Source organism: Inquilinus sp. NPDC058860 (assembly GCF_042743185.1).
Classification (GTDB): domain Bacteria; phylum Pseudomonadota; class Alphaproteobacteria; order DSM-16000; family Inquilinaceae; genus Inquilinus.
Genome location: NZ_JBHYMS010000003.1, coordinates 1 through 12,840, shown reverse-complemented (window position 1 = coordinate 12,840; position 12,840 = coordinate 1). Strand labels below are relative to the sequence as shown.

14 protein-coding genes and 1 pseudogene are annotated in these 12,840 nt (G+C 71.2%); 12 read left to right on the top strand and 3 right to left on the bottom strand.

Features of this window, described 5'->3' with window-relative positions:
- Position 1: 1 nt before the first annotated feature.
- Positions 2 to 1,078, top strand: coding sequence for a Gfo/Idh/MocA family protein (locus tag ACFW16_RS02815; protein WP_380301654.1), 1,077 nt, complete (start codon positions 2 to 4; stop codon positions 1,076 to 1,078).
- A gap of 23 nt (positions 1,079 to 1,101) precedes the next feature.
- Positions 1,102 to 1,482 carry a cupin domain-containing protein gene (locus ACFW16_RS02810; protein WP_380301652.1) on the top strand — a complete coding sequence of 127 codons (381 nt, stop codon included), beginning with the start codon at positions 1,102 to 1,104 and terminating at the stop codon, positions 1,480 to 1,482.
- On the opposite strand, the gene ACFW16_RS02805 is transcribed toward ACFW16_RS02810, so the two are convergent.
- Positions 1,479 to 2,381: a LysR family transcriptional regulator gene (locus ACFW16_RS02805; RefSeq protein ID WP_380301650.1), complete on the bottom strand. Its 903-nt coding sequence runs from the start codon at positions 2,379 to 2,381 to the stop codon at positions 1,479 to 1,481. The two genes, ACFW16_RS02810 and ACFW16_RS02805, sit on opposite strands and share 4 nt — an antisense overlap.
- 127 nt (positions 2,382 to 2,508) lie before the next feature.
- Here ACFW16_RS02805 and ACFW16_RS02800 point away from each other — a divergent pair, with 127 nt between their 5' ends.
- The 6 genes from ACFW16_RS02800 to ACFW16_RS02775 are packed head-to-tail and all read left to right on the top strand — an operon-like array spanning position 2,509 to position 7,412.
- The gene (locus tag ACFW16_RS02800; protein ID WP_380301648.1) at positions 2,509 to 3,183 is read left to right on the top strand and encodes an RraA family protein; all 675 of its coding nucleotides are present in this window, start codon (positions 2,509 to 2,511) and stop codon (positions 3,181 to 3,183) included.
- Positions 3,180 to 4,388, top strand: a complete 1,209-nt coding sequence (locus ACFW16_RS02795) for an aspartate transaminase (protein ID WP_380301646.1) — start codon at positions 3,180 to 3,182, stop codon at positions 4,386 to 4,388. The genes ACFW16_RS02800 and ACFW16_RS02795 overlap by 4 nt, the downstream gene beginning before the upstream one ends.
- A 34-nt stretch (positions 4,389 to 4,422) precedes the next feature.
- The gene (locus ACFW16_RS02790; protein ID WP_380301645.1) at positions 4,423 to 5,235 is read left to right on the top strand and encodes an ABC transporter substrate-binding protein; all 813 of its coding nucleotides are present in this window, start codon (positions 4,423 to 4,425) and stop codon (positions 5,233 to 5,235) included.
- 19 nt (positions 5,236 to 5,254) lie between these two features.
- Entirely contained in the window at positions 5,255 to 5,953 is a 699-nt protein-coding gene (locus ACFW16_RS02785; RefSeq protein ID WP_380301643.1) for an amino acid ABC transporter permease, read from the top strand.
- A complete protein-coding gene (locus tag ACFW16_RS02780) occupies positions 5,953 to 6,672 on the top strand; it encodes an amino acid ABC transporter permease (RefSeq protein ID WP_380301641.1) in 720 nt (239 codons plus the stop codon). The genes ACFW16_RS02785 and ACFW16_RS02780 overlap by 1 nt, the downstream gene beginning before the upstream one ends.
- The gene (locus tag ACFW16_RS02775) at positions 6,669 to 7,412 is read left to right on the top strand and encodes an amino acid ABC transporter ATP-binding protein (RefSeq protein WP_380301639.1); all 744 of its coding nucleotides are present in this window, start codon (positions 6,669 to 6,671) and stop codon (positions 7,410 to 7,412) included. The genes ACFW16_RS02780 and ACFW16_RS02775 overlap by 4 nt, the downstream gene beginning before the upstream one ends.
- Before the next feature lie 33 nt (positions 7,413 to 7,445).
- Here ACFW16_RS02775 and ACFW16_RS02770 read toward each other — a convergent pair whose 3' ends face one another.
- Positions 7,446 to 8,216, bottom strand: a complete 771-nt coding sequence (locus tag ACFW16_RS02770; RefSeq protein ID WP_380301637.1) for a FadR/GntR family transcriptional regulator — start codon at positions 8,214 to 8,216, stop codon at positions 7,446 to 7,448.
- Between the two features lie 282 nt (positions 8,217 to 8,498).
- On the opposite strand from ACFW16_RS02770, the gene ACFW16_RS02765 reads away from it, so the two are divergent.
- The 4 genes from ACFW16_RS02765 to ACFW16_RS02750 are packed head-to-tail and all read left to right on the top strand — an operon-like array spanning position 8,499 to position 12,723.
- Entirely contained in the window at positions 8,499 to 9,620 is a 1,122-nt protein-coding gene (locus tag ACFW16_RS02765) for a four-carbon acid sugar kinase family protein (protein ID WP_380301632.1), read from the top strand.
- Positions 9,617 to 10,645, top strand: coding sequence for a 4-hydroxythreonine-4-phosphate dehydrogenase PdxA (gene pdxA / locus ACFW16_RS02760; protein WP_380301630.1), 1,029 nt, complete (start codon positions 9,617 to 9,619; stop codon positions 10,643 to 10,645). The genes ACFW16_RS02765 and pdxA overlap by 4 nt, the downstream gene beginning before the upstream one ends.
- Before the next feature lie 11 nt (positions 10,646 to 10,656).
- Positions 10,657 to 11,811 carry an iron-containing alcohol dehydrogenase gene (locus ACFW16_RS02755; protein ID WP_380301628.1) on the top strand — a complete coding sequence of 385 codons (1,155 nt, stop codon included), beginning with the start codon at positions 10,657 to 10,659 and terminating at the stop codon, positions 11,809 to 11,811.
- Positions 11,812 to 11,838: 27 nt separating this feature from the next.
- A complete protein-coding gene (locus tag ACFW16_RS02750; protein ID WP_380301626.1) occupies positions 11,839 to 12,723 on the top strand; it encodes a dihydrodipicolinate synthase family protein in 885 nt (294 codons plus the stop codon).
- A gap of 13 nt (positions 12,724 to 12,736) precedes the next feature.
- On the opposite strand, the pseudogene ACFW16_RS02745 reads toward ACFW16_RS02750, so the two are convergent.
- Positions 12,737 to 12,840: pseudogene (locus ACFW16_RS02745) on the bottom strand (IS5/IS1182 family transposase); the annotation flags it as partial.

Below are 12,840 nucleotides of genomic sequence, written 5' to 3'. Positions count from 1 at the left end.
CATGACCGACATCACCTACAATTTCGAGTACGAGCGGCGCCTGAAGGCCTGCTTCATCGGCGCCGGCGGCCATTCCTACCGCAACATCTACCCGTCGCTGCGCTACGCCCCGGTCGATCTCGCCGCAATCTGCGACGTCGATGGCGGCCGGGCGGCCGACTACGCCCGGTTGTTCGGTGCCGGCCGCAGCTACACCGACCATCGCGAGATGCTCGCGGCCGAGCGGCCGGAGGTGGTGTTCATCGTCACCGCCTACCATCCGGACGGGCGGGTGCAGGCGACCGGCCTGGCCCAGGACGTGCTGGCCGCCGGCGCCCATGTCTGGATGGAGAAGCCCACGGCCGCCAGCCTGGCCGAGATCCGCGACCTTGAGGCGGCCAGCAGCCGGCACGGCCGCTTCGTCATGACCGGGCTAAAGAAGATGTTCTTCCCGACCATCGAGAAGCTGAAATCGATCATCGACAGCCCGGAGTTCGGCCGCGTCTCCTCGATCGCCGTCCGCTACCCGCAGGCGCTGCCGCCGCTGGAGCGCCGGGGCGACCTGGTGGCGATGCAGAGCTTCCTCGACCACATCTACCACCCGGCCGCGATCCTCTTGCACCTGATGGGGCCGGTCGACCGGATGAGCTACGAATGGGAGCCGGAGAACGGCGCCGCGGTGGTGTCGCTGCGGTTCAAGAGCGGCGCCATCGGCAGCCTGCATTTCGCCGCCGGCCAGTCCGGCACCAGCCCGCTGGAGCGGGTCGAGGTGATCGGCAACCGCGCCAATGCGGTGGTCGAGAACGGCGTCCGGCTGACCTATTACCGGCGGGCGGCGCTGCCCGCCTATGGCCGCGCCGCGTCCTTCATCCAGGGCGACCACGAGGCTCCGATCCTGTGGGAGCCGGAATGCTCGCTCGGCCAACTCTACAACAACAACCTGTTCACTCTCGGCTATGTGCCGGAGATCCTGCATTTCTGCGACAGCGCCCTGGCCGGCACGCCGCCCACCAAGGGCACGCTGCAGGACGCCGCCCGGATCATGGCCCTGTTCGAGGCCTTCCAGCGCACGCCGGCGGGCGTGACCGTCAGCCTCTGATCCCGATCCCGGAGTACGACCCCATGACCACCCATCCCTGCGTGGCCGATGCCGCCCGCCGCGAGACCGCGATCCTCGACTGGGGCCGGCTCGACTGGCTGGTGACCGGCGCCGCCATGCCCGGCGCCGAGCTGACCTTCGGCCTGGTGACGATCAAGCCGGGCGAGCGCAACCCTCTGCACTCCCACCCGAATTGCGAGGAGGTGCTGTACGTCGTCTCCGGCCGCTGCGAGCACCGGCTGGGCGACGAGATCCTGGCGCTGGAACCCGGCTCCGCCATCCGCATCCCGCGCGGCGTGCCGCACTGGGCGCGCTGCGTCGGCGACGAGCCGCTGCAGGCGATCATTGCCTTCTCCTCCGGCGACCGGCGGGCGGACATGCACGAGGAGGAGGGCGTGGCCTAACGTAACTGGCGCCCCGAGAAGTCGCAGCACGACTTGGCGATCTGCGCGGTCAGCGCCCCCAGCGCGTCCAGGTCGCCGGTGCGGTGCACGGCGAAATACTGGATCGGCGGGATGGCTGGCTCGGTCCTGACGACCCGCAGCCGGCCCCTGGCGACCTCGGGCCGGCTGTAGACCTCGCTGAGGAAGGCGATGCCGAGGCCGGCGGCGGCAAGCTCGGCCAGGACATGCAGGCTGTTGCAGCGGACGATGCGGTCGACGGTCAGGCCGTTGGCCGCCAGCCAGTCCAGCACCAGGCGCTGCAGGCCCGAGCCGGAGGACTGCGTCAGGATCGGGTAGTCCGCCATCCGCGACAGCGGCACGACCTCCTCGGCCGGCCCGACGCCGGGTGCGCACATCCATTGCAGGTTGACGCTGTCGAGCGGCACCGCCTTGAACTCCGGATTGGCCGGCGGGTCGAGGCCGATCACCATGTCGATCCTCCGCTCGGCCAGCCGCTCGAACAGGGGCACGCTGGAATCGACCTCCGGCTCCGGGATCACCTGCGGATAGGCGGCCTTCATCGCCACGATCAGCTTCGGCAGCCAGGTGACGGCGATCAGCTCGGTCACGCCGAAGCGGAACGGCCCGCTGAAGGCCATGGGGCCGGCGGCGGCCCCGCGGAACCGGGCGGCCGACTGCAGCAGGTCGGCGGCGAGCGGGACGAGCGCCTCGCCGGTGCGGGTGAGGCGCACCGCGCGGCTGCTGCGGTCGAACAGCGGCTTGCCGAGGATCGCCTCCAGCTCCTGGATCCGCTTCGAGATCGTCGATTGGGCCAGGTTCAGGCGCCCGGCCGCATCCACCAGGCTGCCGAGCCGCGCGATCCAGTGGAAGGCCTCCGCCTGCTTCAGCGTGATGGTCACGGGTCCTCGCGACAGATGAGAAAAAGCGATCGGTTCATAGCGAAAATATTCGCTTTTCGTCGCGCCAGCCAAGCGGAATGATCTTTCGCATCGGCGCCCCGGCGCGCTCCCTTTCGTGCTTTTGCCCATGGACATCCCCGGCCACCGCCAGCTTCCCTCCCCGTCCTCCGTCCCGTCCGAGATCCTGGACGGGTTCCGCCACGCCGCCGTGGCCGTCGTGTCCGACAACATGAACCGCCTGCACGGCACCCGAATGCTCCGGCCCTATCACCGCGGCGCGCGGCTGGTCGGGACTGCGGTCACGGTCAAGACCCGCGGCGGCGACAACGTCACCCTGCACAAGGCCTATGAGCTGCTGCGGCCGGGCGACGTGCTGGTGGTCGACGGCGGCGGGGACCTCGGCCAGGCGCTGGTCGGGGAGATCATGCTGAGCCGGGCCCGGGCCATCGGCGTCGCCGGCTTCGTGATCGACGGCGCGATCCGCGACGTCGCCGCCTTCGCAGCCGCGGATTTCCCCTGCTTCGCCCGCGGCGTGACGCATCGCGGCCCATACAAGACCGGCCCCGGCGAGATCAACGTCCCGGTGGCGGTCGACGGCATGGTGGTGATGCCGGGCGACGTCGTGCTCGGCGACGAGGACGGGGTCGTCTGCTTCGACCGCGCCGTCGCCGGCGAGCTGCTGGCGCTGGTGCGCCGGCAGGAGGCGCGCGAGGCCGAGGCGCTGCAGGCGATCCGCGACGGCCGGCCCGACGGCTATGTCGGCCTGCCGGCTGCATCGAGCTCCCGGGAGGCCGGGCGATGAGCGCCATCCCCCTGTCCGCCCGGGTGCGGCGGATCAAGCCGTCGCCCAGCATGGTGGCCCGGGCCCGCGCCCGGCAGCTGCAGGCGCAGGGCCGCGACATCATCGACCTGACCGCCGGCGAGCCGGACTTCGACACGCCGGCCCATATCCGGGCCGCGGCGACGGCGGCGATGGAGGCCGGAGAGACCCGGTACACGCCGGTGAACGGGACGCCGGCGCTGCGGCAGGCCATCATCGCCAAGCTGGAGCGCGAGAACGGCGTCCGCTACGGGGCCGACCAGATCAGCGTCGGCGGCGGCGCCAAGCAGGTCATCTACAACGCCCTGTCCGCCACCATCGGCGAAGGGGACGAGGTCATCGTCCCGGCGCCCTACTGGGTGTCCTACCCCGACATGGTGCTGGCCTGCGACGCCACGCCGGTCGTCGTCGCCTGCGGCGAGGATTCGGGCTTCAAGCTGTCGGCCGGGGCGCTGGAGCGGGCGATCACGCCGCGGACGCGCTGGGTGATCCTGAACTCGCCCTGCAACCCGACCGGCGCCTTCTATGCCGAAGGCGAGATGCGCGCCCTGGCCGATGTGCTGCTGCGCCATCCGCATGTGGCGCTGATGACCGACGACATCTACGAGCATATCCGCTTCGACGGCGGCGCCGCGGTCTGCCCGGTGGCGGTCGAGCCGGATCTCCTCGACCGCACGCTGCTGGTGAACGGCGTCTCCAAGACCTATGCCATGACCGGGTTCCGCATCGGCTACGGCGCCGGCCCGGCGCCGCTGATCGCCGCCATCAACACGGTGCAGTCGCAGTCGACCTCCGCCGCCTGCTCGGTCAGCCAGGCCGCGGCGGCGGCGGCGCTGACCGGCGACCAGGGCGTCGTGGCCGAGATGCGCGCGGCCTACCGCGCCCGGCGCGACCGCGCCGTCGCGCTGCTGAACGAGTGCCGCGGGCTGAGCTGCAGCGCCCCGGACGGCGCCTTCTACGTCTATCCCTCCTGCGCCGGCCTGATCGGCCGGGCGACGCCGGACGGCCGGGTGCTGGAGACCGACGGCGACGTGGTGATGTATTTCCTCGACGCCGCCGGGGTTGCCGTGGTCGACGGCACGGCCTATGGCCTGTCGCCCTATCTGCGCCTGTCGATCGCCGCGTCGCTGCCGCAGATCGAGGAGGCCTGCGCGCGGCTGGCCCGCGCCTGCGCCGCCCTGGCCTGACAACAAAGCAAGACCAAGCATGGAGGTTTCCGTCATGTCGTCGCTTCGCATCCTGCTTCTGGGCGTGGCCCTGGCCGCCGGGGTGTCCGCCGCCGCCCGGGCCGATGAGCTGGCCGACGTCAAGGCCCGCGGCACCCTGGTCTGCGGCACGCTGGGCACGGCCGAGCCCTTCAGCTTCCAGGACCCGAAGACGCGGGAGATCGTCGGCTACGACGTCGACATGTGCGGCAAGGTGGCGGAGGCGCTGGGCGTCAAGCTGGAGCTGAAGCCGATCGCGGTCGAGGCACGGATCCCGGAGCTGCTGCAGGGCCGGGTCGACATCCTGGCCGCCAATCTCGGCTGGTCGAAGGAGCGGGCGCAGCAGATCGACTACAGCTACTCCTATTTCGTCAGCCAGCAGAAGATGCTGGTGGCCGAGGACTCCGGGATCGAAAGCCTGGACCAGCTGGCCGGCCGCAAGGTCAGCGCGCTGAAGGGCTCGTCCTCGGAGCAGGGCGTCCGGCGCGAGATCCCCTCGGCCGAGACGGTGACGTTCCAGGACTCGTCCTCTGCCTTCCTCGCCCTGGTGCAGGGCAAGGTCGACGGCTTCTGCGCCTCCGAGCTGATCCTGGTGAAGCTGCGCAAGCAGGCGGAGGATCCCCTGGCCATCATCGACAAGTCGGTCTTCGTCGAGCCCTGGGGCCTCGGCATCCGCAAGGGCGAGGCGGCGTTCAAGGGCGAGGTCGACAAGGCTCTGACGGCGCTCGAAGCCTCGGGCGAGGCCGACCGCATCTTCACCAGATGGTTCGGGCCGGACACCGTCTACGGCCTGAAGCGGGACTTCAGGATCGAAGAGATCAAGGGCTGACCGGCCGAGGGTCGACGCCATGGGCACGATCTTCGATCCTGCCGCGGTCCTGACCGGCGAATACCTGGACTGGTTCCTCTGGGGCATCGCCACCACGATCGCGCTGACCGCCGCCGCCTGGCTGCTGGCGATGACAGTGGGCATCCTGCTGACGCTGATCCGCATGGTCCCGTTCCGGCCGTGCGAATGGCTGGTGTCGGTCTATGTCGAATACCACCGCAACGTGCCGCTGCTGGTGCAGATCTTCGTCTGGTACTTCGGCATCCCGCAGCTGCTGCCGCGATCCGCACGGGTCTGGATCAACGGCCATGGCAGCGAGTTCATGCTGGCGGCGGTGGCGCTGGGCCTGGCCGCCGCGGCCTATGTCTCGGAGGATCTGCGCAGCGGCATCCGCTCGATCCCGAAGACGCAATACGAGGCCGCCCGGTCGATCGGCTTCACCTATCTGCAGGCCATGGGCTGGGTGATCCTGCCCCAGGCGGTCCGCCTGGTGATCCCGCCGCTGATCAACCAGACGCTGCTGCTGTTCAAGAACACCAGCCTGGCCATGGCGATCGGCGTCGGCGAGCTGACCTACAGGACCCGCGAGGTCGACACCTACACCTTCAAGACCTTCGAGGCCTTCGCCGTCGCCACCGCCCTCTACCTCGCCATCTCCTTCGCGATCATGGCGCTGGGCAGCTATGCCGACCGCCGGCTCAGGCTGGAGATCCGCTGATGCTCCAGATCCTCGAGGACAACTGGCTCCTGTTCCTGATCGGCCAGTACCCCCACGGCCCGGTCGGCGGCCTGGCGATGACGCTGTTCATGGCGGCGCTCGGCCTGCTGCTGAGCTTCCCCTTCGCCGTCGGCCTGGCGCTGGCCGGGCTCAGCCCCCATCGCTGGCTGCGCGTGCCGGCCAAGGCGGTGGTGCATGTCGTCCGCGGCCTGCCGCTGATCATGTTCATCTTCTGGACCTACTTCGTCGCGCCGCTGGTCATCGGCCGCCCGATCGGCGGGGTCGAGACGCTGGTCATCACGCTCGTGATCTACGAGGCCAGCTATCTGTCCGAGATCATCCGGGCCGGCATCGAGGCGTTGCCGCGGGGGCAGGTCGAGGCGGCGCGGTCCCTCGGCCTGGGCTACATCCCGACGACCTTCCGGGTGGTGCTGCCGCAGGCGCTGCACAACATGCTGCCCAGCATGGTCAGCCAGTTCGTCTCGACCATCAAGGAGACCTCGCTCGGCTATGTCATCAGCGCCCATGAGGTGACCTTCGCGGCCAGCCAGGTGAACAACCAGCTGATGACCAGGCCGTTCGAGGTCTACGGCCTGCTGGCGCTGACCTATTTCACGCTCTGCTTCGCCCTGACCTCGGTGGCGCGCCGGCTCGAGCGCCGCGTCGCCGCGCGACGCACGGGACTGCGGGTCGGGCAGGCGGTCGGGGCGGCGGCATGATCCGGTTCGAGGAGGTGCGCAAGTCGTTCGGACCCCTGCAGATCCTGAACGGCGTGTCCGGCGAGGCGCGCCGGGGCGAGGTGCTGGTGCTGCTCGGCCCCTCCGGCTCGGGCAAGTCGACGCTGATCCGGACGGTGACGCGGCTGGAGGAGATCCAGCGGGGCCGGGTCCTGGTCGGCGGCATCGACGTGGCGTCGCGCACCGTCGACATCAACCGGCTGCGCCAGCGGATCGGCTTCGTGTTCCAGGCCTTCAACCTGTTCCCGCACCTGACCGCGCGCGGCAATGTCGAGCTCGGCCTCAGGCGCCTGCGCCGGATGCCGAAGGCCGAGGCGCGGGACCGGGCGATGGCCGAGCTCGCCCAGGTCGGCTTGGCCGACAAGGCCGACGCCCTGCCGGCAAGGCTGTCGGGCGGCCAGCGCCAGCGCGTCGCCATCGCCCGGGCGCTGGCGATGGATCCCGAGATCATGCTGTTCGACGAGCCGACCAGCGCGCTCGACCCGGAGATGGTCGGCGAGGTGCTGCAGGTGATGAAGGCGCTGGCCCGCGGCGGCATGACCATGATCGTGGTCACGCATGAGCTCGGCTTCGCCCGCGAGGTGGCGGATTCGGTCTGGTTCCTCGATCACGGCGAGGTGCTCGAAAGCGGCCCGCCGGGCGTGGTCCTGGAGGCGCCGCGGCACGAGCGCCTGCGGCGCTTCCTGGCCAGCCGCGCAAGGCAGCCCGCTGGCGTCGCGTAAGAAGGAACTATGGATCGCGTCCGGCCCGGCGCATCACAGGGCAAGGTCCAGCACGCGGCCCTCGAAGATCCGGTCGCGCGATCCCTCCAGGTGCCGTCGCATGGCCGTCCGGGCCAGCTCGGCGTCCCGGCTGCGGATCGCCTCGAAGATCGTCCGGTGCTCCTCCAGCACGCCGGCGAGGCCCGATCGCGGCCCCATCAGCGACACGCCGTGGAACTTCATGCCGACGGCGATGTGCTCGCGCAGCGCCTGCAGGGACGACACGTAGTAGTGGTTGTTCGCCGCCTTCGCGACGGCGAGGTGGAAGGCGAAATCGGCGTCCTCGCGGTGCCGGTGCGCCCGCGTGGCGTCACGCATCAGGTCGAGGGCCGCGGCGATCGCCGCCAGCGCCGGATCGTTCCAGCGCAGGGCGGCGTAGTGGGCGTGGTCGGGCTCGATCGTCAGGCGGAACTCGTAGCAGCGCTGGATGTCGGCGATCGTCTCGACCGGTGAATAGCCCAGCGCAAGCCGTTCCGCCTGCACGGCCTGCGGCTTGACGAAGCTGCCGGCCCCGCGCCGCGAATAGATCAGCCCGTCCTCGCGCAGCCGGCCCAGCGCCTCCCGCACGATCGGGCGCGACACCTGGAACTGCGCCGCCAGCTCATGCTCCCCCGGCAGCTTCTGGTCGGGCTGGAACTGGCCGCCGCCGATCTGGGTCAGCAGATGCTGGTAGACCTTCTGGACCAGGGGTGTCTGGCGCCCGCGCCCCGCCGCGTCGGCCGCGGCCAGGACGGAGTTGTCTTCAAGGGCGCCCTGTTCGGCCATGACATCGTCTCGCACGTGATTGCCCAGGTCTCGTCGGGCGCGGATCATCCTATTATCTGCGGTTTCCGGCCGCCCAGATCAACCGTTCTCCCTGTCCGACGGGCGTCGGCGCAGCCGAATGTTGTTAACCTGTGATCCCGATCCCGTGTCCGGCCGGGCTGTTTCTCCCTATTTGTTTTTACAACATGTTGACAACAAGATCAGCCGACGGTTCAATGCGGCATCCGAATCCGACGGGCATCGCCCGGGCGAGAGACTTCACGCGAATGCCGGGGGAGGGCGATGACGCGGCTGCAGCTGATCGCAGACGACCTGACCGGCGCGCTCGACACGGCGGCACCGTTTGCCGGCGCGGCCGGACCGATCCCGGTCTACTGGACGGACGCGCCGCACGTCTCGCCGGCGGCCGGCATCGCCCTCGACAGCGGCACCCGAGAGGCCGGGCGGGACGAGGCACGGACCATCCTCGCGAGGCTGGTCGCCGGGCTGCCGAAGGCGCCGGGCGCGATCTTCTACGCCAAGCTGGACAGCCTGCTGCGCGGCCATGCCGGGGCGGAGGTCGCCGCCTGGCTTCAGGCCCTTGCGCCGGCCCATTGCATCATCGCGCCGGCCTTTCCCGCCCAGGGCCGCGTCACCCGCCACGGCGTGCAGCTGGCGCGCAAGGCGGATGGCTGGTGGCCGGTCGCAGCCGATCTGGGGGCCGAGCTGCGGCGGGAAGGGCTGGCGGTGCAGCGCCGCCGCCCCGGCGATCCGGTGCCGCCCGGCGTCAGCCTGTGGGACGCCGAGACCGATGCCGACCTCGCCGCCATCGCGGCGGCCGGCCGCGCGCTCGAAGCGCCGGTCCTGTGGTGCGGCAGCGGTGGGCTGGCCGGCGCCCTGGCGGGGCCGCTCCGCCGCCCCGTCGCGCCTCCCGTCGAACCGGCCGGCCCGGTGCTGGGGCTGTTCGGCACTGACCATCCCGCCACCGCGGCGCAACTGGCCGCCTGCGCGCCGCTCGTCACCGTCCTGCCCCCTGGCGGAAACGGTGCCGCCGCCCGTCTGGGGCGGCAGCTGAGTGACCAAGGCGTCGCCCTGGCCGCCGTGGCGCTTCCGGAAGGGCTGGCGCGCGACGAGGCCGCCCGGCGCATCGCGGAGGAACTCGGCGCCCTGGTCCGGCGGATCGACCCGCCCGGCACGCTGCTCGTCGCGGGCGGCGAGACCCTGCGGACGCTGTGCATGGCTCTGGAGGCGGAGCGGCTGGATCTCGATGGCCATCTGCAGCCCGGCGTGCCCCATTCGACGCTGCGCGGCGGGCGGTTCGACGGCGTCCGCGTCATCTCGAAATCGGGCGCGTTCGGCGACCCCGGGCTGCTGCGACGGCTGCTCGGCCTCGAACGGGCGGACCTGCAAGGAGCGCACGCATGACACCTCACCTCGCCATCACCATGGGGGACCCGGCCGGCGTCGGCCCCGAGATCATCGTCAAGGCCTGCGCGCGGCTGCAGGACAGGCTGGCGGCCGGTGACCTGCGCCTGCTGGTGATCGGCAGCCGGGTGTCGCTGGAGGCGGCGCGGACGGCGCTGGGCAGCGGGCTGGAGTTCCCCGAGGTGCAGGAGGGCGACGCGTCCTGGCCGGCGCTGGCCTGCCTGCAGGCCGGGCCGGAGGGCGAGCCGATCCGCCCGGGCGTGCTGTCGGCGGATGGCGGGCGCTTCGCCTATCTGGCGGTGGAGCGGGCGGTGCGGCTGGCCCAGGCCGGGCGCATCCAGGGCATGGTCACCGGCCCCTTGAACAAGGAAGCGCTGAACAAGGCCGGCTATCACTTCGCCGGCCACACCGAGATGCTGGCCGCGCTGACCGGCGTCCGCGGCTCGGTGATGATGCTGGCGCATGGCAACATGCGGGTCAGCCACGTCACCACCCATATCGCGCTGCAGGACGTGCCGGCCCGGCTGACGCCGGAGCGGCTGCGCACCGTCATCGACCTGACCGACCGGGCGCTGGCCGGGCTGGCGCTGCCGCGCCGCCGCATCGCGGTCGCCGCCCTGAACCCGCATGCCGGGGAAGGCGGGCTGTTCGGCCGGCAGGACATCGACATCAGCGAGCCGGTGATCGCCCGCTGCGTGGCCGACGGGCTGGACGTCGTCGGCCCGGTGCCGGGCGACACCGTCTTCGTCAAGCTGCGTGCCGGCCAGTACGACGCGGTCGTCGCCATGTATCACGACCAGGGCCACATCCCGGTGAAGCTGCTGGGCTTCAACGTCAATCCGGAGACCGGGACCTGGGATGCGCTGAGCGGCGTCAACATCACGCTGGGCCTGCCGATCATCCGCACCTCGGTCGACCACGGCACCGCCTTCGACATCGCCGGCAAGGGCATCGCCAACGAGCTGAGCCTGATCGAGGCGATCGAATATGCCGAGGCGCTGGCCGCCGCCGGCGCCACAGCCTGACGGACCCCGCCATGACCCCCGACGATACGACCACTGGCGACCTGACCCGCCCGATCGACCTGACCCGCCCGCGCCGCGTCGAGTTCGGGTCGGGCACCGCCCCGGCCGCGGGGCGCTGGATCCGGGAGAACAATTTCACACGCGTGCTGGTGGTGGCCGACGCCTTCAACGCCGCCCGGGTGGACCTGCTGGGGCTCGCCGGCGCCGCGGTGACGGTGTTCGCCGAGATCAAGCCGGAGCCCGACCTGCCGAACCTGGAGGCGCTGCTGGCCGTGGCCGAACGGGCAGGGGCGCAGGCGGTAATCGGCTTCGGCGGCGGCAGCGCCATGGACCTGGCCAAGCTGGCCGCGGTCCTGCCCGGCAGCGGCCAGTCGCCGGCCGATGTCGTCGGCGTCGAGAAGGTGGCCGGCAAGCGCGCGGCCCTGGTGCAGGTGCCGACCACCGCCGGCACCGGCAGCGAGGCCGGGACCCGCGCTCTGGTCACCGACCCGGCGACGCGCAGCAAGCTGGCGGTGCAGAGCCGGCACATGCTGGCCGATCTCGCCGTCATCGACCCGGACCTGACGCTGAGCGTCCCGCCCGCGGTCACCGCCGCCACCGGCGTCGACGCCCTGGCGCATTGCGTCGAGGCCTATACCAACCGCAAGGCGCATCCGGCGACCGACCTCTACGCCCTCGAAGGCGCCAGGCTGGTCGGCCGCTGGCTGCCGCGGGCGATCGCGGATGGCGGCGACCGGGCGGCGCGTGCCGGCCTGGCCCTGGCCTCCTTCTACGGCGGCCTCTGCCTCGGCCCGGTCAATACCGCCGGCGGCCATGCCGTCGCCTATCCGCTGGGAACCCGCCATCACGTGGCGCACGGCGCGGCCAACGCCCTGATCTTCCCGCATGTGCTGGCCTTCAACGCCCCGGCGGTGCCGCAGCGCACCGCCGCCGTGCTGGCCGCGCTGGGGCTGCGGGCCGCGACCGACCCCGCCGCGGTGTTCGACGCCGCCCATCGCTGGTGCGCCGGCCTCGGCTGCGAGATGCGGCTGTCGGCCTATGGCGTGCCGCAGGACGACCTGCCGCGCATGGCGGAGGAGGCGCATGCGATCCGCCGGCTGCTCGACAACAACCCGCGCGACCTGACGCGCGACGACATCCTGGCGATCTACCGCGCGGCCTATTGAGCCGGGCGCGCCAGACACGGAGGAAACATGATCACCGGTCCTTTCGTCGCCATCGTCACCCCGTTCGACCGGGACGAGGCGATCGATCTCGCGGCGCTGCGCCGCCAGGTCGACCGCCAGGCCGCGGCCGGCAACGGCGTGTTCTGCGCCGGCACCAACGGCGAGTTCTACGCGCTGTCCTTCGAGGAGAAGGTGCGGCTGGCCGAGACCTGCGTCGAGGCCGCGTCCGGCCGGGTGCCGGTGCTGGCCCATATCGGCGAGATCGCCACCGGCCAGACCATCGCCCTCGGCAAGATGGTCGAGCGGCTGGGGGTCAAGGCGGTCTCGGCGATCACGCCGTCCTTCATCGCCTGCTCGCAGGCCGAGCTGACCGACCATTACCGGCGCGTGGCCGATGCGCTGTCGGTGCCGCTCTACCTCTACAACATCCCGGCGCGCACCGGGAACACGCTGGAGCCGGACACCGTGCGGGCGCTGGCCGACCATCCCAACATCATCGGCATCAAGGACAGCGCCGGGTCGCAGGAGAGCCTCGACGCCTTCCTGGCGATCGCCCGCGACCGGCCGGATTTCGACGTGCTGGTCGGGCCGGATTCCCTGGTGCTGCACGGGCTGCGCCACGGTGCTGCGGGCTGCATCTCCGGCCTCGGCAATGTCTGCCCGGTGACCCTCAACGGCATCCACGCCGCCTTCGTCCGCGGCGACCTGGCGGCGGCGGAGGCCCACCAGGCCCGGTTCAGCGCCCTGCGCAAGGATCTCTACGCGCTGGGCTTCCCGCCGGCGATGGTCAAGCGCGCGCTGAGCCATGCGATGCCGGAGGTCGGCCGCAGCCGCGGCCCGGTGCTGATCGCCGAGGCGGCCGACCGCCGCATCGCCGAGATCTCCAGGGCCTATGTCGAGGCGGCGGGCTAGGACGAATCGACATTCAGCGCAGCCAGAGGATGACGGCGGCGAGATGGATGAAGGCCATGTAGTGAGCGGCGCGTCGGTCGTATCGTGTGGCGAAGCGGCGGAAGTGCTTGAGCTTGT

What these genes read in the sequence shown, in the direction of transcription:
- ACFW16_RS02815 (WP_380301654.1), top strand. Translation starts at nt 2, where the DNA reads ATGACCGACATCACCTACAATTTCGAGTACGAGCGGCGCCTGAAGGCC.
- ACFW16_RS02770 (WP_380301637.1), bottom strand. Translation starts at nt 8,216, where the DNA reads ATGGCCGAACAGGGCGCCCTTGAAGACAACTCCGTCCTGGCCGCGGCC.
- ACFW16_RS02800 (WP_380301648.1), top strand. Translation starts at nt 2,509, where the DNA reads ATGGACATCCCCGGCCACCGCCAGCTTCCCTCCCCGTCCTCCGTCCCG.
- ACFW16_RS02795 (WP_380301646.1), top strand. Translation starts at nt 3,180, where the DNA reads ATGAGCGCCATCCCCCTGTCCGCCCGGGTGCGGCGGATCAAGCCGTCG.
- ACFW16_RS02750 (WP_380301626.1), top strand. Translation starts at nt 11,839, where the DNA reads ATGATCACCGGTCCTTTCGTCGCCATCGTCACCCCGTTCGACCGGGAC.
- ACFW16_RS02790 (WP_380301645.1), top strand. Translation starts at nt 4,423, where the DNA reads ATGTCGTCGCTTCGCATCCTGCTTCTGGGCGTGGCCCTGGCCGCCGGG.
- ACFW16_RS02775 (WP_380301639.1), top strand. Translation starts at nt 6,669, where the DNA reads ATGATCCGGTTCGAGGAGGTGCGCAAGTCGTTCGGACCCCTGCAGATC.
- ACFW16_RS02755 (WP_380301628.1), top strand. Translation starts at nt 10,657, where the DNA reads ATGACCCCCGACGATACGACCACTGGCGACCTGACCCGCCCGATCGAC.
- ACFW16_RS02810 (WP_380301652.1), top strand. Translation starts at nt 1,102, where the DNA reads ATGACCACCCATCCCTGCGTGGCCGATGCCGCCCGCCGCGAGACCGCG.
- ACFW16_RS02780 (WP_380301641.1), top strand. Translation starts at nt 5,953, where the DNA reads ATGCTCCAGATCCTCGAGGACAACTGGCTCCTGTTCCTGATCGGCCAG.
- ACFW16_RS02765 (WP_380301632.1), top strand. Translation starts at nt 8,499, where the DNA reads ATGACGCGGCTGCAGCTGATCGCAGACGACCTGACCGGCGCGCTCGAC.
- pdxA (WP_380301630.1), top strand. Translation starts at nt 9,617, where the DNA reads ATGACACCTCACCTCGCCATCACCATGGGGGACCCGGCCGGCGTCGGC.
- ACFW16_RS02785 (WP_380301643.1), top strand. Translation starts at nt 5,255, where the DNA reads ATGGGCACGATCTTCGATCCTGCCGCGGTCCTGACCGGCGAATACCTG.